General features: G+C 53.6%; 19 protein-coding genes. 12 read left to right on the top strand and 7 right to left on the bottom strand.

All coding sequences use genetic code 11. The features are described 5' to 3' along the window. Positions 1-3: 3 nt before the first annotated feature. On the bottom strand, positions 4-678 hold the full coding sequence (locus G462_RS24495) for an energy transducer TonB (RefSeq protein WP_051326723.1): 675 nt from the start codon (positions 676-678) through the stop codon (positions 4-6). 143 nt (positions 679-821) lie between these two features. On the opposite strand from G462_RS24495, the gene hutW reads away from it, so the two are divergent. From hutW to can, 7 genes are all read left to right on the top strand, one after another. Next, a complete protein-coding gene (hutW, locus tag G462_RS0112480) occupies positions 822-2,183 on the top strand; it encodes a heme anaerobic degradation radical SAM methyltransferase ChuW/HutW (protein ID WP_035477647.1) in 1,362 nt (453 codons plus the stop codon). A gap of 11 nt (positions 2,184-2,194) precedes the next feature. Next, positions 2,195-2,713, top strand: a complete 519-nt coding sequence (gene hutX / locus G462_RS0112475; protein ID WP_026959285.1) for a heme utilization cystosolic carrier protein HutX — start codon at positions 2,195-2,197, stop codon at positions 2,711-2,713. Further along, a complete protein-coding gene (hutZ, locus tag G462_RS0112470) occupies positions 2,714-3,256 on the top strand; it encodes a heme utilization protein HutZ (RefSeq protein ID WP_026959284.1) in 543 nt (180 codons plus the stop codon). Positions 3,257-3,363: 107 nt separating this feature from the next. After that, the gene (locus tag G462_RS0112465) at positions 3,364-5,511 is read left to right on the top strand and encodes a TonB-dependent hemoglobin/transferrin/lactoferrin family receptor (RefSeq protein WP_425393730.1); all 2,148 of its coding nucleotides are present in this window, start codon (positions 3,364-3,366) and stop codon (positions 5,509-5,511) included. Between the two features lie 92 nt (positions 5,512-5,603). Continuing rightward, on the top strand, positions 5,604-7,397 hold the full coding sequence (locus G462_RS0112460) for an ABC transporter ATP-binding protein (protein ID WP_026959282.1): 1,794 nt from the start codon (positions 5,604-5,606) through the stop codon (positions 7,395-7,397). Between the two features lie 73 nt (positions 7,398-7,470). Continuing rightward, positions 7,471-7,743 carry a DUF1289 domain-containing protein gene (locus tag G462_RS0112455; protein WP_026959281.1) on the top strand — a complete coding sequence of 91 codons (273 nt, stop codon included), beginning with the start codon at positions 7,471-7,473 and terminating at the stop codon, positions 7,741-7,743. Between the two features lie 28 nt (positions 7,744-7,771). Further along, a complete protein-coding gene (can, locus tag G462_RS0112450; protein ID WP_026959280.1) occupies positions 7,772-8,374 on the top strand; it encodes a carbonate dehydratase in 603 nt (200 codons plus the stop codon). 66 nt (positions 8,375-8,440) lie between these two features. Here can and G462_RS23965 read toward each other — a convergent pair whose 3' ends face one another. Continuing rightward, positions 8,441-12,196, bottom strand: a complete 3,756-nt coding sequence (locus G462_RS23965; protein ID WP_051326722.1) for a PKD domain-containing protein — start codon at positions 12,194-12,196, stop codon at positions 8,441-8,443. Between the two features lie 649 nt (positions 12,197-12,845). After that, on the bottom strand, positions 12,846-14,153 hold the full coding sequence (locus G462_RS0112440; protein WP_026959279.1) for a dicarboxylate/amino acid:cation symporter: 1,308 nt from the start codon (positions 14,151-14,153) through the stop codon (positions 12,846-12,848). A 297-nt stretch (positions 14,154-14,450) separates the two neighbouring features. Between G462_RS0112440 and dnaK the strand changes: the two genes are divergently transcribed. After that, positions 14,451-16,373: a molecular chaperone DnaK gene (gene dnaK / locus G462_RS0112435; RefSeq protein ID WP_026959278.1), complete on the top strand. Its 1,923-nt coding sequence runs from the start codon at positions 14,451-14,453 to the stop codon at positions 16,371-16,373. An 80-nt stretch (positions 16,374-16,453) separates the two neighbouring features. Next, positions 16,454-17,596: a molecular chaperone DnaJ gene (gene dnaJ / locus G462_RS0112430; protein WP_026959277.1), complete on the top strand. Its 1,143-nt coding sequence runs from the start codon at positions 16,454-16,456 to the stop codon at positions 17,594-17,596. Between the two features lie 28 nt (positions 17,597-17,624). Here the strand turns inward: dnaJ and G462_RS0112425 are convergent, their stop codons facing one another. After that, positions 17,625-18,026, bottom strand: a complete 402-nt coding sequence (locus G462_RS0112425; protein WP_157378616.1) for a hypothetical protein — start codon at positions 18,024-18,026, stop codon at positions 17,625-17,627. Positions 18,027-18,299: 273 nt separating this feature from the next. Then, positions 18,300-18,452 carry a prepilin-type N-terminal cleavage/methylation domain-containing protein gene (locus tag G462_RS25115; RefSeq protein ID WP_084405053.1) on the bottom strand — a complete coding sequence of 51 codons (153 nt, stop codon included), beginning with the start codon at positions 18,450-18,452 and terminating at the stop codon, positions 18,300-18,302. A gap of 155 nt (positions 18,453-18,607) precedes the next feature. Between G462_RS25115 and G462_RS0112415 the strand changes: the two genes are divergently transcribed. The 3 genes from G462_RS0112415 to bamJ are packed head-to-tail and all read left to right on the top strand — an operon-like array spanning position 18,608 to position 20,621. Beyond that, positions 18,608-19,423: a M48 family metallopeptidase gene (locus G462_RS0112415; protein ID WP_026959275.1), complete on the top strand. Its 816-nt coding sequence runs from the start codon at positions 18,608-18,610 to the stop codon at positions 19,421-19,423. An 18-nt stretch (positions 19,424-19,441) separates the two neighbouring features. Further along, complete coding sequence (locus G462_RS23960) at positions 19,442-19,966, top strand: GNAT family N-acetyltransferase (RefSeq protein ID WP_051326721.1); 525 nt, start codon at positions 19,442-19,444, stop codon at positions 19,964-19,966. Positions 19,967-20,003: 37 nt separating this feature from the next. Continuing rightward, positions 20,004-20,621, top strand: coding sequence for a BamJ family beta-barrel-assembly machinery protein (bamJ, locus tag G462_RS0112405; RefSeq protein ID WP_026959274.1), 618 nt, complete (start codon positions 20,004-20,006; stop codon positions 20,619-20,621). 63 nt (positions 20,622-20,684) lie between these two features. Here the strand turns inward: bamJ and G462_RS0112400 are convergent, their stop codons facing one another. Next, complete coding sequence (locus G462_RS0112400) at positions 20,685-21,638, bottom strand: hypothetical protein (protein ID WP_026959273.1); 954 nt, start codon at positions 21,636-21,638, stop codon at positions 20,685-20,687. Between the two features lie 108 nt (positions 21,639-21,746). Continuing rightward, positions 21,747-21,988: IS3 family transposase (locus G462_RS22695; protein WP_035477644.1), on the bottom strand; the 242-nt coding region annotated here is incomplete at its 5' end.

Raw genomic sequence — 21,988 nt, 5'->3', positions numbered from 1 at the left:
GTGTTAATCCAAATTAAAACGAACGGGGATACGAACGCGGTGAGCCCAGGGCTGACCGTCGATCTGATGTTGGGCAAAACGCCACTTGGCGATGGCCTTTAGCGCGGCCTGATCCAAGATGTCGTGGCCAGAGGATTGCAGCAGCTCGCGCTTAAGTTGTTTGCCATGCTTGTCGAGCCAAACCTCTACCAACACTTCGCCCTGCAGGGCCTGACGGCGGGCTAAGCGTGGATAAGCGATAGGGCTGGGTTTAACCCGAAACTGGGGCTGGGCGACCAAGGCTGGTAGCTGTTGGGCACTATCACTGGCTTGTTTGGGCGCAGGCGCGGTTGGCGGCTCTGCAGGTTCAGGCGTCGGCTCTGGCTCAGGTTCCGGCGTTGGCTCAGGCATTGGCATTGGCTCTGGCTCAGGCGTTGGCTCTGGTTCAGGCATTGGCTCAGGTTCAGGCATTGGCTCTGGTTCAGGCATTGGCTCTGGTTCAGGCATTGGCTCTGGTTCAGGCGTCGGCTCTGGCATTGGTGCTGGAGTGGGCGCACTGGCCATCAACTGAACGCTAACGCTTGCTGACTGGCCCTGCTCACCCACTGCCAGCTCGAGGGCTTCGGGGTGTTGTGAGTAGAGCAGGCTGTGCAGGCTTAAAGACAGCAGCCCACAGGCGAAATAACGTCGCGAGTCCAAAAGGTATTCTCAAGCAATCAAAGTAAAACAACTGCTTACATTATTCATGAGAATGGGAATGAGAACAATTATCATTTGCAAATGAGTTTTATTGGTATAGGATCTGTCGCGAGTTTTGAACAAGAGTGATGTTCCACTAGGTTATGGAATTACAGATAGATATCGGTGATGAGGCCCTGGTTGGGCGTAGTACGCCCGATCCCCTGCGCTATGCCTTTAGCAAAAAGAGAGCTGCCCATGCCGGAGGCCGCAGTGCCATGGTTGCTGCGGACAAGGTGCAATCTAGCTTAACAAACGCGCTAAACGGTGCGGCCAGTGGCCGGCCGCGCTGCTTATACGTGCATATCCCGTTTTGCCGGGTGCGCTGCAGCTACTGCAACTTCTTCCAATATGCCTCCAGCAAGGCATTGATGGCGCGCTATTTTGACGCCTTGATGAGCGAGCTGCGCTGGAAGGCGGCCATGCCCTGGACACAGGCGGCCCCGTTTCAGGCGGTCTATATCGGTGGGGGAACGCCTACCGACTTAAGCGCCGAACAACTCACCCAGTTAGGTAAAACTCTCCGTGAGCTATTCCCACTGACACCGGATTGTGAAATCACCCTTGAAGGCCGGGTTAACCGCTTTGGCGCCGACAAGTTCGAGGCGGCGCTGGAGGGAGGCTTTAACCGCTTCTCCTTTGGGGTACAGAGCTTTAACACCCAGGTGCGGCGCAGTGCCAAGCGCTTGGACGATCGCGAGGTCGTTCTAGAGCGCTTACAGAGCTATCGCGCCTATCAGGCTGCACCGATTGTGGTGGATTTGCTTTATGGGCTACCTCACCAAGATGAGCAGGTATGGCTGCAAGATCTGCAGGACTACCTTGATGTGGGCGTCGATGGGGTGGACCTGTATCAGCTAATAGAGATGCAGGGCCTACCGATGCAAACCCTGGTCGAGCAAGGCAAGCTGCCCGAACCGGCCGACACCGCCACCAAGGCGGGCATGTTCGCCATGGGGGTTGAGTTTATGGCGCGTCATTTTCAGCGCCGTTTGAGCTGCAACCATTGGGCCTCGGGCAATCGCGAGCGCAGTATCTATAACTCGCTGGCGAAGACCAGCGCAGAGATCCTGCCCTTCGGCGCCGGTGGTGGCGGCAACGTGGCGGGTTTGCAGATGATGCAAAGTCGCGATATTGACTGCTATATCGAGGCCGTCGAGCAGCAACAGTTTGCGGTTCCCATGCTAAGCCGCGCATCCCACGATGCAGCGCTATTTGGAGCAATCAAGGCGGGCTTCGATCGGGGCGTACTCAGCCAGCGCGCGCTTGACCAACAGGCTGGCTATCGCTTGTTTGAGCAGCTCTCGCCGCTATTTAGCGCCTGGCAAGGCAATGGCTTGGTCAGCCTTAGCGAGGGCTATTTGTCACTGACCACGGCCGGTCAGTTCTGGAATGTAACGTTAAGTCAGAATCTTATTGGCCTGCTGCAAGCGCAACCCGCAGCAACCTTGCAGCAAGCTGGATAACAGGAGTAACGATGTACCAACAACACAGTATTGAACAGACCCGAGTAAGGGTTGCCGAGCAACTGGCCAGTGAGCCGTTTAGCGCCGTAAGTAGCTTGTGCGAGCAGCTCGAGCAAAGCGAAGCTGAAGTCACGCTAGCGCTGCCAAGTGAGATGGTCACCGAGGTGGCGGGCGAGCACGCTGAGGCCATTTTGCAGCAGCTACCTAGCTGGGGAAAGGTCACCACCATCGTGCACTCGGGGGCGTCTATCTTTGAATTTAAAGCGCCCTTTCCCAAAGGGAAACTGGCCCGAGGTTACTACAATCTAATGGGTAAGGAAGGCGAGCTGCATGGCCACCTGCGCCTGGACTTGGTGACGCATATCGCCTTGGTCAGCAAGCCCTTTATGAAGATGGAAAGCCACTATATGGGCTTTTTTGATGGCAGCGGTCACTGTGTGTTTAAGGTCTATCTGGGGCGTGATAAGCAGCGCAAATTATTCCCGGAACAGATAGCGTTATTCCAACAACTAAAACAGGAACTGAGTTAAATGGACGACAAGCAAGCGCGTTTGCAATCGCGCCTGGGGCCGGAAATTCGCGAGTTTCGCGATGCCCAACAAACCTTGCAGCTAGCCTCGGTGGATAAGCAAGGCAACCCTTGCGTGAGCTACAGCCCCTTTGCTTACTCGGAGCAGGGTTACTTTATCTTGATCAGCGACTTGGCCCAGCATGGCCAGAATCTCAAGGTCGACCCGCGGGTGTCGCTGATGATGATTGAAGATGAGTCGGCCGCCAAGCATATCTTTGCCCGGCGCCGCTTGAGCTTCGAATGCCAAGCGAAAGCAGTGGGCCGCGATCAGGCCTTGTGGCAAAACGGCGTAGATGCGTTGCGCGCCCGGTTTGGCGAGATGATTGAGCAACTCAGTCAGTTGGGCGATTTCAATCTCTACCACTTGTTACCGCAAAAAGGACGTTACGTGAAAGGCTTTGGCCAAGCCTTCGATGTAAGCGGCCAAGAGATGCTCGATATCGTGCATCTGCGCGAAGGACACGTTAAGCAGCTTAAACAGCAGCTGAGCGAATCGTCCTAACCGCCTAACTCGCCCGGCAGGCCCGGGCTAGCTACTCCATCTCTCCAATTGCGAGCCTCCAATTAGGCATGCAGGGATGCGTTTGTCTTAAAAACAGGAAAATGACCGTGAAACAGAACAACCTAACCCCTTTGAGCTTGGCGATTGCCGCCGTTTTTTGTGCCAGCGCACAGGCAGAGCAAACCGCCGAGACCTTTACCTTCGATGAAGTGGTGGTGTCGGCGACCCGCAGCGAGCAGGCCTTGCGCGATGTTGCCTCGGCGGTAGCCACCATCAACAGCGATGACATCGATAGCAGCCTGTCACAAGACCTACAACAGGCGCTTAAATCTGAGCCCGGTGTGGCCATGGAGGGCCAAGGGCGTTTTGGTCTGAGTGGCTTTAATATTCGCGGACGCGATGAGAACTACGTGAAGGTCATCGTCGATGGGGTGCAGCAATCGGGGATCTACAACCCGGGGGCCGACCAGATGCGCAAGTTCCAAGGCAACATCGAGATCGATACCCTGCAAAGCATTGAGATTAACAAGGGGCCGGTCTCCAGCCTGTACGGCAGCGATGCCTTGGGTGGCGCGGTATTGATGCGCACCAAGAATCCTGCCGATTTACTGGATGAAGGCGACGATACTCACCTCGGGGTGAAGGCCGGTTACGCCAGCGCTGATGATAGCTACAAAACCACGCTGAGTTTTGCCAACCGCTCGGGGGATTGGGAAAGCCTGATGATCTTCACCCACCGTGACGGCAATGAGCAACAAACCCATGGCAGCGGCGCAGATATTAGCGGGCGCGATCGCGGCGCGGCTGACCCGTTTTCGATTCGCTCCAACAACCTGTTAGCCAAGCTGTTCTATCAAGCCTCTGACGCCCACCGCTTTGGTGTGACCGCCGAGTACTTTGAGCGCGACAGTGAAGGGCAGATCCTCAGCAACGATGGCTACGAGATCATGCCGGGCTTTGTTTACACCCGTAATAGCGCCGAAGACCAAGACCGCCGTCAGCGCTATAGCGTTGAGCACCAATGGCAGGCTGACTTGAGCGCCTTTGATAGCATGGATTGGCAGCTGAGCTACCAGCAGAGCCACAGCAAGCACAACAACTTCGACCACACGCCGTTCTATGACTATCGAAACCGCCAGCGTAACGGTGAAGACCAGAGCTGGCAGTTTGAAAGCCAGTTCGACAAGGCCTTTGCGTTGGGCTCCAGCTATCAAGAGCTGGTGTATGGCCTGAGCTACCAGAACAACCGTTTCGAGCTGGACTACAACAATATCTATATCGACCGGGGATATAGCGAAGACGCCACCCCGGAGGTGCCGAATGCTGACTCCGATACGTGGGGCCTGTATGTGCAAAACCAAGGCTTTTATATGGATGAGCGCTTGGTGCTTAGCCTTGGCCTGCGTTACGACAACTTCAGCTCCGACCCGAAAGGGCATAACGATTACCAAAAATCGAGCAATGACAAACTGACCGGCCGCGCCGGGGTGGTGTATCACTGGGACGATGCCATCAGCACCTTTGCTCAGGTGAGTCAGGGCTTTAAGGCGCCGACCCTGTACGACTTGTACTACGCCTACGACATGGGGGCGGTGATTGAGTCTAACCCGGATCTTAAGCCAGAAGAGAGCATTGCCTATGAGGCGGGCCTGCGCTTTAACAACCACTTTAGCCGTCTGGAGCTGGTGGGTTTCTACAACGACTACAAGAACTTTATCGAGCAGCGCTACTTGGGCGAGAGTGAAGATGGCCGCGAGATCTACCGCAACGAGAACGTCGCCAGCGCCGAGATCTATGGTGTCGAGCTGAGCTACGACTTGGCCTGGGACCAGCTATTGGGCGCGCCGCGCGGGCTCTACTCCAGCTTTAACCTGGCCTACGCCAAGGGTGAAGACAAAGAGCAGGGCGATGCCCTCGACAGCGTCGCGCCGCTAAGCGCTTACGCCGCGCTGGGCTATGACGCCTCCGACGAGCGCTACGGCGGTAAACTGGCGGTGACCATGGCCGCCAGCAAAGAGGGCAGCGACTGGAGCGATCCTGACAATATCAAAGCGCCGGGCTATGCCGTGGTCGACCTGACTGCTTACTACCGGGTGCAGCCAGAGCTGGTGGTACGTGCCGGTCTGTTTAATGCCTTCGACAAGAAGTACTGGTTGTACAACAACTTGGAAGGCAAGGCTGCCAATGACCAAGGGTTGGATCGTCGCACTGAGACAGGCCGCAACTGGGGGGTTGAACTCGACTACGTCTTCTAGGCCCTGCAAGTTCTGGGGCTTAAGGGCCCTAGCCCTATAACTAAGCTCTCAGCGTCGCTGAGAGCTTTGCTGTTTATCTTCAGGTTAATTTCGTGACTACCCATACTGCTTCACTTATCTCTCCCCGTTCGCTGTTTCGGCAGGTCTTACAACATCGCAGGCGCTTGGTTCTCGCCAATGTGATTGCACTACTGGCAACGCTTATCAGCGTACCGCTACCGATGCTGATGCCCATGCTGGTGGACGAGGTGCTTTTAGACCAACCCGCTGCCGGGCTGGCGGCATTGCAAGGGCTACTGCCTGCGTCATGGCAGCAACCCACCGGCTACATCGTTAGCGTCTTTGTGATAGTGGTGGTGCTGCGCTGCATCAGTCAGGCGCTCAATATCTGGCAGAGCCGTCAGTTTACCTTGGTGGCAAAAACCTTAACTTGCGACCTACGCAAGCAGCTGTTGGAAAAGCTCACCCGCATTACCATGCAGGACTACCAGCACAGCGGCAGTGGCGGGCTGTCTTCTAAGTTGGTGACAGATGTGGAGACCATCGACCGCTTTATTGGTGATAGCTTGAGCCGTTTGCTGGTGGCCTTGCTGACGGTGGTGGGCACTGCGCTGATCCTGCTGTATATCGATACTTTTCTGGGCATGTTTATCTTGCTGGTCAACCCACTGGTCATCTATGCCTCGCGCAAAGTTGGCAGCCGGGTACAGGGCCTTAAGCAGCGCGAAAACCAAAGCTTTGAGCGTTTTCAGCAGAGCTTGGTGGAGGTGTTAGATGGCCTCTATCAACTGCGTATTGCCAACCGCGAACGGCACTTTCTAAGCCAGCTAAAAGCACATGCAGAGGGGGTCCGACAAGATGCCGATCGTTTTGCGTGGCAGTCTGAAGCAGCCAGCCGCTTATCGTTTTTGGTGTTTTTGCTCGGCTTTGAGCTGTTCCGCATGGTGGCGATGTTGATGGTATTGCTCAGCGACCTGAGTATTGGCGAGATCTTCGCGGTGTTTGGCTACCTGTGGTTTATGTTGACGCCGGTACAGGAGCTGCTGAACATGCAATACGGTTGGTTTGGCGCCAAGGCGGCGATTGCTCGCATCAACCAGCTGCTGCAGATGCCCGAGCTTGAAGAAGATGCAGTGCCAGATTCTGCAGTGGTAGACAACGGCCCAGCTTGCGAGGCCATCGCTATTCGCTGCCGCGACCTGCACTTTGGCTACGATGATGAGCGCGCTATCCTCAATGGTTTAGATATCGATATTCAGGCGGGCAAGCGGATCGCGTTGGTGGGTACTTCTGGCGGCGGCAAGTCCACCCTGCTTCAGGTGTTGCTGGGGCTGTATCGCAAGCAGCGGGGCGAGCTGGCTGTCAATGGCCAGCCCATCGAGCAATATGGTTACCGACGTTTACGCGACCAGGTTGCGGTGGTGCTGCAGCATCCGAGCATCTTCAACACCAGCCTGCGCGAGAACTTGTGCCTAGGTGAGTACTACAGTGACCAACAGCTGTGGGAGGTGCTCAATACCGCCCAGCTGGCGGATGTGGTTGCGCAGTGGGAGCAGGGCCTGGATACCCCACTGGGGCGCTCTGGCCTGCGCTTATCCGGCGGGCAACGCCAGCGCTTGGCGATAGCGCGCATGCTACTGGGCGCCCCCAAGCTGGTGATTATGGACGAAGCCACCTCGGCGCTGGATATGGCCACCGAACAGGCGGTGCATCAAGCGATGCAGCCCTTCTTGGCTGGGCGCACGGTGATCATTGTGGCGCATCGCCAATCGGCCATTCTGCAAGCCGATGAGGTGTATGTGCTGGATGACGGTAAAGTTGCCCAGCGTGGCACTCACAAAGCCCTGCTCGAACAACACGGCCTCTACCAAAGCCTTTACGCCTAAGGGGCTTACAGGCTACAGCGGTTGAGCGCAGCCGCAGCTTGCACCTCGAGCCCGTCACCACTATGGTGAAAGCATGGAGCAGCTCGAATTCTTTGCCATTCCCAACCCTTGTCGCGGTATTTGCCAGTCAAATAACCGGGGGCTGTGTTTGGGCTGCTTTCGTACAAGAGATGAGCGATTCCACTGGCAAAACTTGTCTATTGTTCAACAACAAAATATATTGCGTCTCACAAAACAGCGTAAACTGCGATTTATTCGTCAGCAGAGGGCAGCGCTGGCAGCACAACAAAATTCTATAATTGCGGAGCAAGTAGCTCTGCCTTTTGACGCGGAGGAGCTCGATTAGTCCTCTTCGTCGTATCAAAAGGAGACGTATGCCTGAACTTACCCAACTTCTCAAAAATAACCGGCAGTGGGCAGCAAAGATTAAGGAGCAATCCCCCGATTTTTTCCATGAGCTTTCCCAGCAACAGGCCCCTGAATATCTTTGGATTGGCTGCTCCGACAGCCGTGTTCCCGCAAACCAGATTGCAGGCCTAGCCCCGGGCGAAGTCTTCGTACACCGTAATATCGCCAACGTAGTGGTACACAGCGACCTGAACTGCTTGTCAGTGATTCAGTACGCGGTAGAGGTACTTAAGGTTAAACATATTATGGTGACTGGCCACTACGGCTGTGGCGGTGTCATTGCCGCACTGGAAGGCGCTGAGTATGGCTTGATTGATAACTGGCTTCGCCATATAAAAGATGTCATTCGGATGAACAAGAGTGAGCTGGATGGCATTGAAGACAAAGCTAAACGGATTGATCGCTTAGTTGAGCTGAATGTGATTGAGCAAGTACACAACGTAGCCAATACCACTATCGTGAAAAATGCCTGGAAGGCCGGACAGCAGCTTTCGGTGCATGGTTTCGTTTACTCGCTGGAAGATGGCATTCTTAACGACTTAGAAGTCAGCATTCGCGGGCTTAAGTAACTCCTCTTCAATTAAAAAAACGCTGCCAAATGGCAGCGTTTTTTTATGCTTACTCCTAGCTGTCGCTTATCTGGGTTGTGAAAAGACGGTCACAGCAGTGCCTTCAACCTGCACCGAGCCAGACAGGCCGCCTTGGTTGGTTGCGCCGCTGGCATCCACCACCTTGGTCCAGGAGCCTGCTGGCAAGTTAACACTGAAGTTGTTGCTGTTATTAAACACCACAAACAGCTGGTGGCTATCCCGTGGGTCGGTGATATGACCGGTGATGACGTGGCCGTTATTCAGCAGCTGCTGGCTTAGGTAGCGCTCGATATCGCTGTTGCTGGTCATACGCAGCCCGGCATGTTGATTACGCAGGGCAATCAGCGCTTTGGAGTAATCCAGCGTGGCCTTGTTATCGACCTTCCACTGCCAGTTGATGGCGTTAAAGCTATCCGGCGAGTTGTAGGTGTTGTGGGTACCTGCGTACTGGCCATGGCGCCAAGCACTGGCATTACTGATATTGCCGTTCTCGGTCTTGGTGCGCAGGAACTCGTCGCCGGCGTGTAAGAACGGGATACCTTGGCTGGTGAGTACCATGCCGGTGGCAAAATCGACGATGCGTTTGGCGTAGCTCAGGTTCGATGGCGGGGTAAAGCCCATCACCTGATGGCTACTCGCCTGGCTTACGTTCGACGCTTGGCTGATATAGGCCTTGTCCCACAGACCAAAGTTATCGTGGGCCGAGATGTAGTTGATGCTCTGCTCTGGGGCCACGGTGAACAAGCGTCCCCATTCGCCTTCATGTACCCCCGGGGTCTTCGGCGAGCCCTTCATACCATCGAAGATGGCCCAGCCGCCGTCGACCTTCCAGGCGTCCATGTTGTTACACATCCAGCCGCAATCGGGCTTGTCGTTTTGGTCCTTCATCGCTTCGCGGTAGGCGCCGTTAAACACACCAACATGGGCATTGGCCAGGTGGTGGGTGGTGCCATAGCGTACCCGTTGGTTGACCTTAGGATCGGTGGCGTAACCATTCCAGGGCTCACCGTAGAGCAGCAGATTGCGATCGGGGAAGCGCTGGTTGAGGTGCTCGCCCCACTTGGCCACTTCGCTGTAAGAGAAGATACCAATCAGGTCGAAGCGGAAGCCGTCGATACCGTACTCGTCTACCCAGTACTCCAGCGAGTCTTGGATCAGTCGGCTCACCATCGGTACGTCGGCATCGATGGAGTTGCCGGTGCCACTCAAGTCGGTGGGGGTGAAGTAACGGTTAGAGATATTCTCGAACATCTCGTTGTCGTAGGTGTGGTTGTAGACCACATCCATAATCACCCGAATGCCCGCTTTGTGGAACTCGTTGACCATGGTCTTGAACTCGATCACCCGCTGCTCGTAGTCGTACATATCTTGGGCGTAGCGCTCTTCCGGCACGTTGTAGTTGCGCGGATCGTAGCCCCAGTTATAGCAAGGGTCGCTATCGGGCAGGCCATCACAGGTGGCGAAGTCGTACACCGGCAGTAGCTGAACGTGGGTGACACCCAGATCGATGAGGTGGTCGATGCCGGTAGCTACGCCATTGTGACGGGTGCCAGACTCAACCATACCTAAGTACTTACCACGGTTTTGCGGACTCACCCCTGAGCTTTGATGAATGGTGAAGTCGCGGACATGTACCTCGTAAATAATCGCATCGGTGCGGTTGATAAGCGCTGGGCGAGTGGTCCAGCCGCCTTCCGGTTGCAGCCGTGACATATCCATCACGATGTTGGTCGCTTCATAGATACCGGTGCCGGGGCGGACCATCTTGCCGTACGGGTCGCGCACTGGCACGCCGTTAATCTTGAAGGTGTACTCGGCAAGGTGCAGATCGCCAGACACCACGGTTTGATAGACATCGCTGTAGCCGGCGAAGTTGTTGACCTTGGCCATCGAGTAGTCTTGGCCGTCGACGGTGACCGTTACGTTGCTGTGATCCGGCGACCAAATTGAGAAGGTGGTGGCATCTTGGCTGTATACCGCGCCCAGCGTTTCGCTGGTGCCGCCCACTGGTGGAGGCTCGACGGGGTTTTCGCCCTCGGTGCAGACGCTTTTTTGGTGCCAGCCGTTGTTGCTGTAACACGGGGTGGCGGGGTTAAAGCTCAGGTCATCGGTTTGGGCGCTGTCGCCTTGGTTAAAGATGACCATCAGGCTGCCATCGATCAGCTGACCGAAGTCATATTGCTTGTAGCTGCCCATGTTCTGCATCGCATCGCCGGGCCAGCCTTTGGTGTAAGGGCTAAGGCTCGCTCCATCCCATGCGTAGATGTTCGGGAATGAACCTTGGTAGTAAACCACGGTGCTGGTAACCGGCTTGGCTTTAACCACCACTGTTACACACTGTTCTGCGCTGGAGAGCGCGCCATCATTGACCACCAGACAGACCTGCTCGGTACCGATTGTATCGAACGACAGAGTCACCGAGGCGGTGGTGGCGCCATTGCTCCACAGATAGCTGAGGCTGTCGCCGTCTGGGTCATAGGAGCTGCTGCCATCAAAGCTCAGCTGCTCGCCTTGCTCGACCTGTTGCTCGCCCGTAGGGGAGATCTGGGCAACCGGTGCTTGGTTGACTGGCGGCGCGGCAGTGACCTCGATGGCGACAAAGGCCTCGTCGGTGTTGCCTTGGTAGTCTTCAACCTGCAGGCGCAGGCTAAAGCTGCCCTGAGTACTGAAGCGGTGGGTTACTTGTTGACCGGTGCCGAGCTGCTGGACGCCACCATTGGCGGTTAACAGGCTCCAGCGGTAGCTGACAATTACGCTGGCATCGCTACTAGAACCTGCTGCGCTAAAGCTAAGCTGGGTTCCTTGGCTTACTTGCTGAGTGCCGTCGGGGCTTATCTTGGCGGTGACTGTGCCGCCCTCGACCGGATTGATGGTGATCAACACCGAATCATGGGCACTCTCGCCTGCGCTGTCGGTAATGGTAAGGCTAAGCTCGAACACCCCTTCGCTGATAAAGCTGTGGGCCAGTGTGGCCGATTCGCCCACCAAGGTGGGGCCTACCGGTGGACAGGCTTCTTCGAAGCAAGCGGGTAGGGTAAACCACTGGTATTTGATGATATCACCGTTTGGCGAGCTGGAGGCACTGGCGTTGAAGTTGAGGGTTTGCCCTGCGAGCGCTTCGCGCACAGGCGCGTCGATAACCGCGGTTGGTGGTAGTGGCTGGTTTTCATCGAGTACTTGGACTACCACTTGGGCACGCCCTTCCAGCCCTTCATTGTCGGTGACGGTGAGCTCAATGGTTTTGCTGCCAGTCGTTGTGAAGCTGAAGCTGGCTTCTACGCCTTGCTTGGTGGCTTGCTCATCGTTGAGTACTTCCCAGCGGTAGCTGGCAATCTCACCATCGGGGTCAAATGACTGCTCTGCGTTGAGGGTCAGTACTTGATTGACTAAGACGGTGCTTGCACTGGCGGTGATGCTGGCGGTGGGCGGCAGGTTTTGCTGGCTGCCATCAAGCACATGGAAGGTAATCGAGGTGCTGGCCTTCTCGCCGCTGCGATCTTCTACCTGCAGGTTTATGGTGTAGCTGCCTGCGGTTGCAAAGGTGTAGTCGAGGGTGGGGGAGCGGAACTGCTTTCCATCGAGGGTCCACAGGTAGCCGACTATGGAGCCGTTTTCCGACGACGAGTTAGCGGCCGAAAAGCTCGCGGTCTCACCGACATAGACATAGTTGTTACCGACCACGGTAATGACTGGGGTCGGTTTGACTTGCTCGCGTGGGTCGGTGGTGGAGGTACCGCCACACCCCGCTAAGATGCTAGCGAGCAAGAAGTACAGCGCATAGCAATATAGGTTTTTTAACATGGTGGCCATCCTTGATATGAACAATTAAACAGCACTATCGTTGTTATTGGTTAAATTAATCGCAGTGGTTGCTGTTTTATCCTGCCACGTAGTCGGTCTTTATAACTCCTATAATATTTCGCTTTGCTTTATTAATGTGATGATGGATTTACTAATGGCCTTGCGTAAATATTGTTCGCTGACCTTGTTGTAAATATAATCGAGTGACTATCCTACCTGCTTATTCTATAAGCACTGTTTATCTCTTTCGTAATTTCAATTTACCGACATTATTTTTTGTTATGTAGGCTGTCGCCTATGCGCGGTAGCCGCTATGACTGCGAGTGGACTGCTGGTTGGTTACCAAGGTGTGGAACCTGGCTCAAGAGAGTGCAAAGAAGAGTGTTGAGGACAGTGGTGAATAAGCGGTGACGATATAAATCAAACGATTTGTAAAACGGTTATGTTTATAGGTCGTTTTTTTGCGAAGTAATAGCTTCTTTGCTTTGCCATAAACCTCGCTGCTACTTCATATAGCCAAGTTAAATGAGAGCTCTTTAATTTATATGTTTATTTATATTAAGGATGACGTATAAAAGAAAAAGCCAGCACCCAAGGTGCTGGCTTTTATATCTCTACAAGCGAGTTAATTAAGCAAGCTGAGAGCCGCCTACACGGGCTCGCCATGGGGCAGATGAACTTCTTCATCTTTAAGGCCCGCTTCTGGGTCGTTGTAGGTGGCGATGTTCAGGTCACCCTCTGATTTAGCTACCGCTACTGTCACCATGCTGTCGCCGGTGATGTTTACCGCGGTGCGCACCATATCCAGCAGACGGTCTACACCGATAATCAGGGCGATACCTTCAACTGGCAGGCCAACCTGAGTCAGTACCATCGCCAAGGTAATCAGGCCCACACCCGGTACACCTGCAGTGCCCACTGACGCCAGGGTGGCAGTCAGGATAACGGTGAGCAGTTGACCGGCGCTTAGGTCGAAGCCATAAACGGTGGCGATAAAGATGGTTGCTACACCCTGCATAATCGAGGTGCCGTCCATATTAATGGTAGCGCCCAGCGGTACCGTGAACGATGCAGTCGAGTTACGCACACCCAGCTTGTGGGTCGCGGTTTCCAGCGTTACAGGGATAGTGGCGTTGGACGACGCAGTACTGAAGGCAAATACAAAGGCTTCACGCATCTTCTTAACGAAGATAAGTGGGTTTAGGCCAGATAGTAGCTTCAGCAGTACTGGGTACACCACGGCAGCTTGGATAATCAATACCGCCAGGACCACCATAAAGTAGCCGAACAGGCTGTAGATAGCGTCAAAGCCAATCTCGTAGAACAGCTTGCTTAGCAGTGCGAATACACCGTAAGGGGCGATATTCATCAGCAAGGTAACCAGCTTCATGATGACTACGTTGAAGTCTTCAAACATGCTGGCAATGCGTTGGCCCGGTTCGCCGGCAATGGCGATAGACAGACCAAACAGCTGAGCAAATACGATGATCTGCAACATGTTACCGCTCGCCATTGAGGCAATTGGGTTGGTGGGGAACATGTCGATGATCACCTGTGCCAATGAAGGTGCTTCGTTGGCAACGAACTCGGCGTCGCTCACCAGCTCCATACCGGCGCCTGGCTTGATCAGCAGGGCAACGGCCATGGCGATGGAGATAGCGATCGCGGTGGTGGCTAAGTATAGCGCTACGGTCTTACCGCCCAGGCGTCCCAAGCGTGCGGTGTCTTGCATAGAGGCAACACCACATACCAAGGAGACAAATACCAATGGCACTACCAGCATGCGTAAGCTGGATACAAACACTGTACCTACAATGTTGAACAGACCATTGATGATGTAGTCTTGGACGAACTGTGAATCTGCCGCAAAGGTTTGTAGTAGTACACCCATTGCGATACCAGCGACCATGCTGATCAAGATTCGATGAGTAAGACTCATTTTGTTAGTAGAATTCATACTTCCCTTCTTCTTTCTTTTTGATTGTTTTTTAGGCAAAAATGCCGCAATCGTTATAAGAAGCGGATTAGTATACCGATAGGTAATAATAAATCCAGTCGGAAACACTGATTTATTGATCTAAAGGGGTAATTGTCATCGAACTGTAATCCGCTTGTTGAGCCTTGGTAGCTGGGCCGAGCCCAGTGATTTCGGGCTTTCGCGAATTTTTTTTGAATTTTCCCTTGAAAAGCATTTTGCTGGCCCCACTTTAGAATCAACGCAGATTTTTACTAGAACGTAATCGGAGAAATTCCCATGGGTAAGATTATTGGTATCGACCTTGGAACCACTAACTCTAGTGTGGCCATCCTAGACGGCGACACCCCTAAAGTGATTGAAAATGCCGAGGGTGATCGCACCACTCCTTCTATTATTGCTTTCACCGACGACGGCGAAACCTTGGTAGGTCAACCGGCGAAACGTCAGGCTGTTACCAACCCAACTAACACTCTGTTCGCGATTAAGCGTCTGATCGGTCGTCGTTTCACCGACGAAGAAGTTCAGCGTGACATCGAGATCATGCCATTCAACATCGTTAACGCTGACAACGGTGATGCTTGGGTAGAAGCGAAAGGTGAGAAGAAAGCGCCACCGCAAATCTCTGCCGAAGTACTGAAGAAAATGAAGAAAACCGCCGAGGACTACCTGGGCGAAGCAGTGACTGAAGCGGTAATTACCGTTCCTGCTTACTTCAACGACTCTCAGCGTCAAGCAACCAAAGATGCTGGCCGTATCGCCGGTCTGGACGTAAAACGTATCATCAACGAGCCAACTGCTGCGGCATTCGCTTACGGTGTTAACCAGTCTAAAGGCGACAACGTTGTTGCCGTATACGACTTGGGTGGTGGTACCTTCGATATCTCTATCATCGAAATCGATGAAGTAGATGGCGAGAAGACCTTCGAAGTACTGGCAACCAACGGTGATACTCACCTGGGTGGTGAAGACTTCGATAACCGCGTAATCAACTACTTGGTAGAAGAGTTCAAGAAAGAGCAAGGTTTCGACCTTAAGAACGATCCACTGGCCATGCAGCGTCTGAAAGAAGCTGCTGAGAAAGCCAAGATCGAGCTGTCTTCTGCTCAGCAGACCGACGTGAACCTGCCGTACATCACTGCAGATGCCACCGGTCCTAAGCACCTTAACATCAAGCTGACTCGCGCTAAGCTGGAGTCGCTGGTTGAAGATCTGGTTCAGAAGTCGCTAGAGCCAATGCGCATTGCTCTGCAAGACGCTGACCTGTCGGTAAACGACGTAAACGACGTGATTCTGGTGGGCGGTCAAACCCGTATGCCACTGGTTCAGAAGACCGTTGCTGACTTCTTCGGTAAAGAAGCCCGTAAAGACGTAAACCCTGATGAAGCGGTAGCTGTAGGTGCTGCGATTCAAGGTGGCGTGCTGTCTGGTGATAAGACCGACGTACTGCTGTTGGACGTAACCCCGCTGTCGCTGGGTATCGAAACCATGGGCGGTGTAATGACTCGCGTAGTTGAGAAGAACACCACCATCCCAACTAAGAGCTCGCAGGTATTCTCGACCGCTGACGACAACCAGAGCGCAGTAACCGTACACGTACTGCAAGGTGAGCGTAAGCGCGCTGGCGATAACAAGTCGCTGGGTCAGTTCAACCTTGAGGGTATTCGTCCTGCTCAACGTGGTGTGCCACAAATCGAAGTAACCTTCGATCTGGACGCCGACGGCATCCTGCACGTGTCTGCTAAAGATAAAGACACTGGCAAAGAGCAGAAGATCACCATTCAAGCTTCTTCAGGCCTGTCTGAGGACGAGATCAACAAGATGGTGAACGAAGCCGAAGCCAACGCTGAAGCTGACAAGCAATTCGAAGAGCTGGCGCAAGCCCGTAACCAAGCAGACGCGCTGGTTCACGGTACTCGCAAGCAAATCGAAGAAGCTGGCGAAGCACTGCCTGCAGAAGACAAAGAGAAGATCGAAGCGGCAGCCAGCGAGCTGGAAGCAGCCTCTAAAGGCGAAGACAAAGCTGAAATCGAAGCCAAGACTCAGGCGCTGATTGAAGCTTCGCAAAAGCTGATGGAAGTAGCCCAGCAGCAAGCGCAAGCAGCACAAGGTGCTGAAGGCGCAGCGCAAGATGCTGGCCAAGCGCAACAAGACGACGTTGTTGACGCTGAGTTCGAAGAAGTTAAAGACGACAAAAAATAAGTCGTAACGCTTCTTAGATGATCTAAAACGGGCGTTGCGTAAGCTGCGCCCGTGTGTCTTTCAATAAACACTTAAAGAATATGTCGAAACGAGATTTTTACGAAGTACTGGGCCTTAGCAAAGGCGCTAGCGAACGCGACATCAAGAAGGCGTACAAACGCCTGGCGATGAAGTATCACCCAGACCGCACCAAGGGTGACAAAACGCTGGAAGAGCGCTTTAAAGAGGTGAAAGAAGCCTACGAAGTGCTAAGCGATCCCCAGAAGAAAGAAGCCTACGACCACTACGGCCATGCCGGCGTGGATCCGAACCGTGGCGGCTTTGGTGGCGGCGGTGCTCAAGACTTTGGTGACATCTTCGGCGATGTATTCGGCGATATCTTCGGTGGTGGCCGCGCCGGTGGTGGCGGTGGTCGTCGTCAGCCACAACGTGGTAGCGACCTGCGCTACAACATGGAGCTGACCCTCGAGCAAGCAGTAAAAGGCGTTAAGCGCGAGATTAAGGTACCGACCTTGGTGCACTGTGAACAGTGTAACGGCACCGGTGCCAAGAAGGGCTCCAAGCCGAAAACCTGTGGCACCTGTCATGGCCAAGGCCAAGTGCAGATGCGCCAGGGCTTCTTTGCGGTTCAGCAAACCTGTCCAACCTGTAAAGGTCGCGGCACTATCATCAGCGACCCTTGCCACAAGTGTCATGGTGAAGGCCGTTACGAGCGCTCGAAGACCCTGTCTGTCAGCATTCCTGCAGGTGTGGATACCGGTGACCGTATCCGCCTAAGCGGTGAAGGCGAAGCGGGCGAGCACGGCGCGCCAGCGGGCGATCTGTACGTGCAGGTGCACGTAAAAGAGCACCCCATCTTCCAACGTGATGGCAACAACCTGTACTGTGAAGTGCCAATCAGCTTCACCCTGGCTGCGCTAGGTGGCGAAATTGAAGTGCCAACCCTTGATGGTCGCGTCAACCTGAAGGTTCCGACTGAGACCCAAACCGGCCGGATGTTCCGGATGCGTGGTAAGGGTGTGAAATCGGTACGTAGCGGCGCAACCGGTGATCTGATCTGTAAAGTGATTGTGGAAACCCCGGTTAACCTCAACGAAACCCAGAAGCAGTTGCTGCGTGAGTTCGAAGAGAGCTGCGGTGGTAGCGCCAGCAAGAAGCACAAGCCCAAGGCGGAAGGCTTCTTTGACGGTGTGAAGAAGTTCTTCGACGACCTAACCAGCTAAGTGTTTATCGCAAGACATCTGAAGCGGCCTATTGGCCGCTTTTTTTACGCCTGCGGTTTATCAGACGCACTCCGGTAAGCGTGATTAGCAACCAGCCCCCGAAGGCGCCAGCAGCGCCATCGGGGGGCAAAATATCGCCATTGGTGGTGTCGTAGATAAAGGCCAGTGTTAAGTCGGGGTTGCGGCTACTGTATTCATAGATACAGCGCCTGAGGTTGCCCGATACCACTGCAGCGGCGTAGCCGCCGGAAGGGGGCTCGGTGCCGGGTACCACCTCAATCCCTTCTTGCATCACCATGTTCCACACATCGCGGCAGCGGCCCGAGGTCATTATCGTATACCCGGGCCAGCCATTATTGTTCAGACTCACCGTGACATTGCCGTTGGTAAAATCCTGGCCGCCGTTGATATGGCCTTTGGTAGCGGCCAATTTTACGCCGTCCGAGAACGCAGCCGCAGTGCCCCTAACCACTGCGATTTCACCATCTTGGGCCAAGCTGATATAGCGCGGAGCTACGGTTGAACGTATACCCGAATAACCTCAAGATGCAGGACTCAGAGGAGCTCACTGACCATAGGGCGAGACGAAAATGCGAAGGAATGATGACCCATTTCGAGTGTTTTCAACGAAGAACTATGGACAGTGAGCTCCTCCCAAAGGGCGAGTTTTCCAGTCCCTCATACTGCGTTACTGCTCCTTGATTTAGACCACTAGATCGGCGAAGCAGTGCCTTGCCTGAGGGACTGGAAAAGCTCGCTGAACAAGCATCTTGAGGTTGTTCGGGTATAACATCGCGAGAATGGCGATAACGCTAACTAACTCAATTAGAGTAAACCCCTGAATCCTGCCCTGCATGCTACGTCCTGTAAGCAATTAATTAATATATTAATTTAATTAAAAGGGCCTAGTTAATAAATACTTACTCTGTATTTATGTGCGCGTAGCACGGTTCAAAAGCCGCCCTTGGGGCACTATACTGCGGGATACTAGCTTTGATTTGAGGGAAAGGTATGCGTTCGCTATGGCTTAAGGCGGTCAGCTTGATTTGTGTGCTTACTTTGGCGGGTTGTAGTGCCTCGCCGACCGGCAGAAACCGGGTGTTGCTCTACGATAACTCGCAAATGAGCGCCTTGGGTGCCCAGTCGTTCGAAGAGATCAAAAAGAGCGAGGAGGTGGTGACCGACAAAGCGATTGTCGTTTACGTGCAGTGTGTCACCGATGCGGTCACCGCCGAGATCCCCGGCCACTACGGTGAAGAGCATTGGGAGGTGGCGGTGTTCAAATCCGAACAAGTGAATGCCTTTGCACTACCCGGCGGCCATATCGGTGTTTACACCGGCCTTATCGAAGTCGCAGAAACCCCTGACCAATTGGCCACGGTAATCGGCCATGAAATCGCCCACGTGCTGGCTGAGCACAGCAACGAGCGACTGTCGCGTAATCAGATTGTCGGTGTCGGTACCTTGGCCGCTGCGGTTGCCATTGGTGCCAGCGATATTGAACACAAGGGCGCGACCATGGCCGCACTGGGCTTGGGCGTGCAATACGGCATCGTGTTGCCCTACGGCCGCGCGCAGGAAAGTGAAGCCGACGTGATGGGACTCGATTTGATGGCCAGTGCCGGTTTTGAGCCGCAAGAGAGTGTCAGCCTGTGGCAAAACATGGCCAAGGCCAGCGGCGGCTCGCCACCGCAGTTCTTGTCGACTCATCCATCGCACAACACCCGGATTAATCAGCTGGAGTCACAAATGCCAAAAGCCTCTGGCCTGCGCCAGCAAGCGCTAGCCAATAACAAACAGCCAGACTGTGAACGTCCCAACTTATGATTATTCGAGCCTTACGCGATGACCTGTAAAGCGGCCATTCGACCGGCCAGAGAAGCGGATGCGGTCGCGATTGTGGACGTGCAACGCAGAAGTTGGGCGGCGACTTACCCGCCCGCCTTGGTGGATAAAATGCTGGCTCAGCTTAATCAGTCACAGCATCGCTTGCTTTGGCATAAGCGGCTAACCGATCGCGCCATGTCGGCATGGGTGGTAGGGGAGCGCCCCTTAAAAGGTTTTGCCTGTGTGGAGTTTACCCCGGACGGGCCGGAGCTGTTGGCCTGTTATCTGGACCCGACAGTGACCGGGCAAGGTCTGGGAGCTCGTCTGCTAAGCAAAGTAGAACAGCACTTGAGCGTGAATGGTGAATCGCGTTTGGGTCTGTGGGTGATGATGGAAAACGAGCGGGCCATCAACTTCTATTTGCGCCAGGGTTATCAGCTAACCGGTCAGGCGCGGCAAAACAGTTTCGACGGTGAGCGCTTCGGCCAATTACGCGCAGAAAAAGGGCTGATTGCTAGCAAAGCCGCGGGTGTATTGTGTTAGACTGCGCCTTCGATTAATAAACCAAATTGAGTTAACAATGAGCGAAAAGTATCAAGGCGCAGCAGCGCAGGCCAGCTATGGCTACGGTATGCAGATCGGTGAGCAAATCGAACGTGCTGCTTTTGAAGGACTAGTGATTGATGCCATGCTGGATGGTATCCGTGATGTTATGACCAAGCAACCTGCTCAGGTTGACGAAGCGACCATCGGCGCGGCTTTCCAGGAAATCACCGCTCAAATCGAAGCGAAAAAAGCTGAGCAACACGCCGAAGTACGTGAAGCTGGCGAGAAGTTCCTGAGCGATAACCGTCAACGCCCTGAAATCAACGTAACCGAAACTGGCCTGCAGTACGAAGTACTGAGCGAAGGCGAAGGCGAAAGCCCAGAAGCGACCAGCAAGGTACAAGTTCACTATGAAGGCACCCTGATCTCTGGCGAAGTATTCGACAGCTCAGTGAAGCGCGGCCAACCTGCAGAGTTCCCAGTAAACGGCGTAATCAAAGGCTGGACTGAAGCCCTGCAACGCATGAAAGTGGGCGACAAGTGGAAGCTGTACATCCCACAAGAGCTGGCGTACGGCTCACAAGGTGCGGGTGCGGCGATCCCTCCATTCGCTACCCTGGTATTCGAAGTAGAGCTGCTGGCTATTCTGTAAGCCTGATTGCCGATTCGATATCGAGAAGCCGATGCATTGCATCGGCTTTTTTGTACTTAGCTATTATCGCTCTGATTGCTCGTCACTCATTGGAATGTTTTTGAATAAGTAAACAGCATTAAAGTCATGATTTAGCTTTGAGGGGATGGTCGATACATGGCGCCTTCTTGGCGATACCGCTAGTTGGCTATTTCTTACGCCCAAGTTTAGAGAGTAGTTAGAAGTCTCTAATACCTCAATTTGAACGAAGTCAAGCTTAAGATTCGTCAAGTCTGGGGCTATTTTAGGGAAGGTGATGACACCATTGCTGGTATCGACTCTTACGTATTGGTCGTAATGGCCTATTTCACCCTTGCTGTTAGTTGCACTGAAGCTTAGTCCCGCCCATACGGATTTTGGCTCAAATCCACTAAACTGATAGTTAATCACTTCGGGGCTTACATTCAGCAACTGTAATTCAGATGAGCTCAGATCTGGAATCTCTATGTTGTCCTTTGAGCTAACTAAAACCCTCATATAATTAACCCATTGCTCTTCATATTGCTCAGACTGTGCCGCTAGAAGGTGATTTTCTAATGGCTCTGCAAATGAGGTAAGTTGGTGCGTACCAGGCTCCAAGGTTTCTGAATACTGAACTGAGAATTGATAGTCTCTAGTGAAAGGGCTTTGATTAACTCTTGTCTGGTCAGACTCAATAGAAATATCAAACATCTCAGTTGGTTCTAGTGGAATATCTGAAAGCACTAATACTTCATTTGGGCTGAGCTGTTCTCGATAAATGAAGCCGCTAGCGGAGACAAAACTACTGTGATAACTGTCTTCAAATACAACAATGCCCGGAGTGTCAGGACCTAGTTGGATGCTACCGTTTTTAATTGGCGGATCAGTACGAAGGTTGTCTGGGTTCTCAACATTAACAATCAGTTGCTGGTAGTCAAAGCAACTCCCGATCTCTCCGGGGTAGCCTTCAAAATAACGGAGCAAGTAATCATTGCCGTAAGCGGCATAGTTTACCAACGCTTCTTTTTGCTCTGAAATTATGCGATTGCCAGCCTGGCTGGAAAAGAGTGGTGCTACAGTTGCCAGATGAAGGTTTGATCCGCACCGCTAATACTGGACACGCTACTAAGCTACATTCTTTAGTTCGTAGTTTTCTGGACTGAGATAGCCCAGAGCACTGTGCCTTCTTGTTCGATTGTAATCAACCTCGATGTATTCAAACACAGCCTGGCGCATAGCTTCTCGATTCATAATGGGCTCGTATTGCACTGCTTCAACCTTTAGTGAGTGGAAGAAGCTTTCGGCGCAAGCATTATCCCAACAATTCCCTTTGCGGCTCATGCTTATCTTTAAGCCATGCGCCGAAG

The organism is Aliagarivorans taiwanensis DSM 22990 (assembly GCF_000429505.1).
In the GTDB taxonomy this organism is placed as follows: domain Bacteria; phylum Pseudomonadota; class Gammaproteobacteria; order Enterobacterales; family Celerinatantimonadaceae; genus Aliagarivorans; species Aliagarivorans taiwanensis.
Note: the sequence above shows the minus strand (reverse complement) of the source record. Positions and strands in the feature narration are given on the sequence as shown.

Coding starts and splice junctions, on each gene's coding strand:
- hutW (WP_035477647.1), top strand. CDS start 822: ATGGAATTACAGATAGATATCGGTGATGAGGCCCTGGTTGGGCGTAGT.
- hutX (WP_026959285.1), top strand. CDS start 2,195: ATGTACCAACAACACAGTATTGAACAGACCCGAGTAAGGGTTGCCGAG.
- hutZ (WP_026959284.1), top strand. CDS start 2,714: ATGGACGACAAGCAAGCGCGTTTGCAATCGCGCCTGGGGCCGGAAATT.
- G462_RS0112455 (WP_026959281.1), top strand. CDS start 7,471: ATGGAGCAGCTCGAATTCTTTGCCATTCCCAACCCTTGTCGCGGTATT.
- can (WP_026959280.1), top strand. CDS start 7,772: ATGCCTGAACTTACCCAACTTCTCAAAAATAACCGGCAGTGGGCAGCA.
- G462_RS23965 (WP_051326722.1), bottom strand. CDS start 12,196: ATGTTAAAAAACCTATATTGCTATGCGCTGTACTTCTTGCTCGCTAGC.
- G462_RS0112440 (WP_026959279.1), bottom strand. CDS start 14,153: ATGAATTCTACTAACAAAATGAGTCTTACTCATCGAATCTTGATCAGC.
- dnaK (WP_026959278.1), top strand. CDS start 14,451: ATGGGTAAGATTATTGGTATCGACCTTGGAACCACTAACTCTAGTGTG.
- dnaJ (WP_026959277.1), top strand. CDS start 16,454: ATGTCGAAACGAGATTTTTACGAAGTACTGGGCCTTAGCAAAGGCGCT.
- G462_RS25115 (WP_084405053.1), bottom strand. CDS start 18,452: ATGCAGGGCAGGATTCAGGGGTTTACTCTAATTGAGTTAGTTAGCGTT.
- G462_RS0112415 (WP_026959275.1), top strand. CDS start 18,608: ATGCGTTCGCTATGGCTTAAGGCGGTCAGCTTGATTTGTGTGCTTACT.
- G462_RS23960 (WP_051326721.1), top strand. CDS start 19,442: ATGACCTGTAAAGCGGCCATTCGACCGGCCAGAGAAGCGGATGCGGTC.
- bamJ (WP_026959274.1), top strand. CDS start 20,004: ATGAGCGAAAAGTATCAAGGCGCAGCAGCGCAGGCCAGCTATGGCTAC.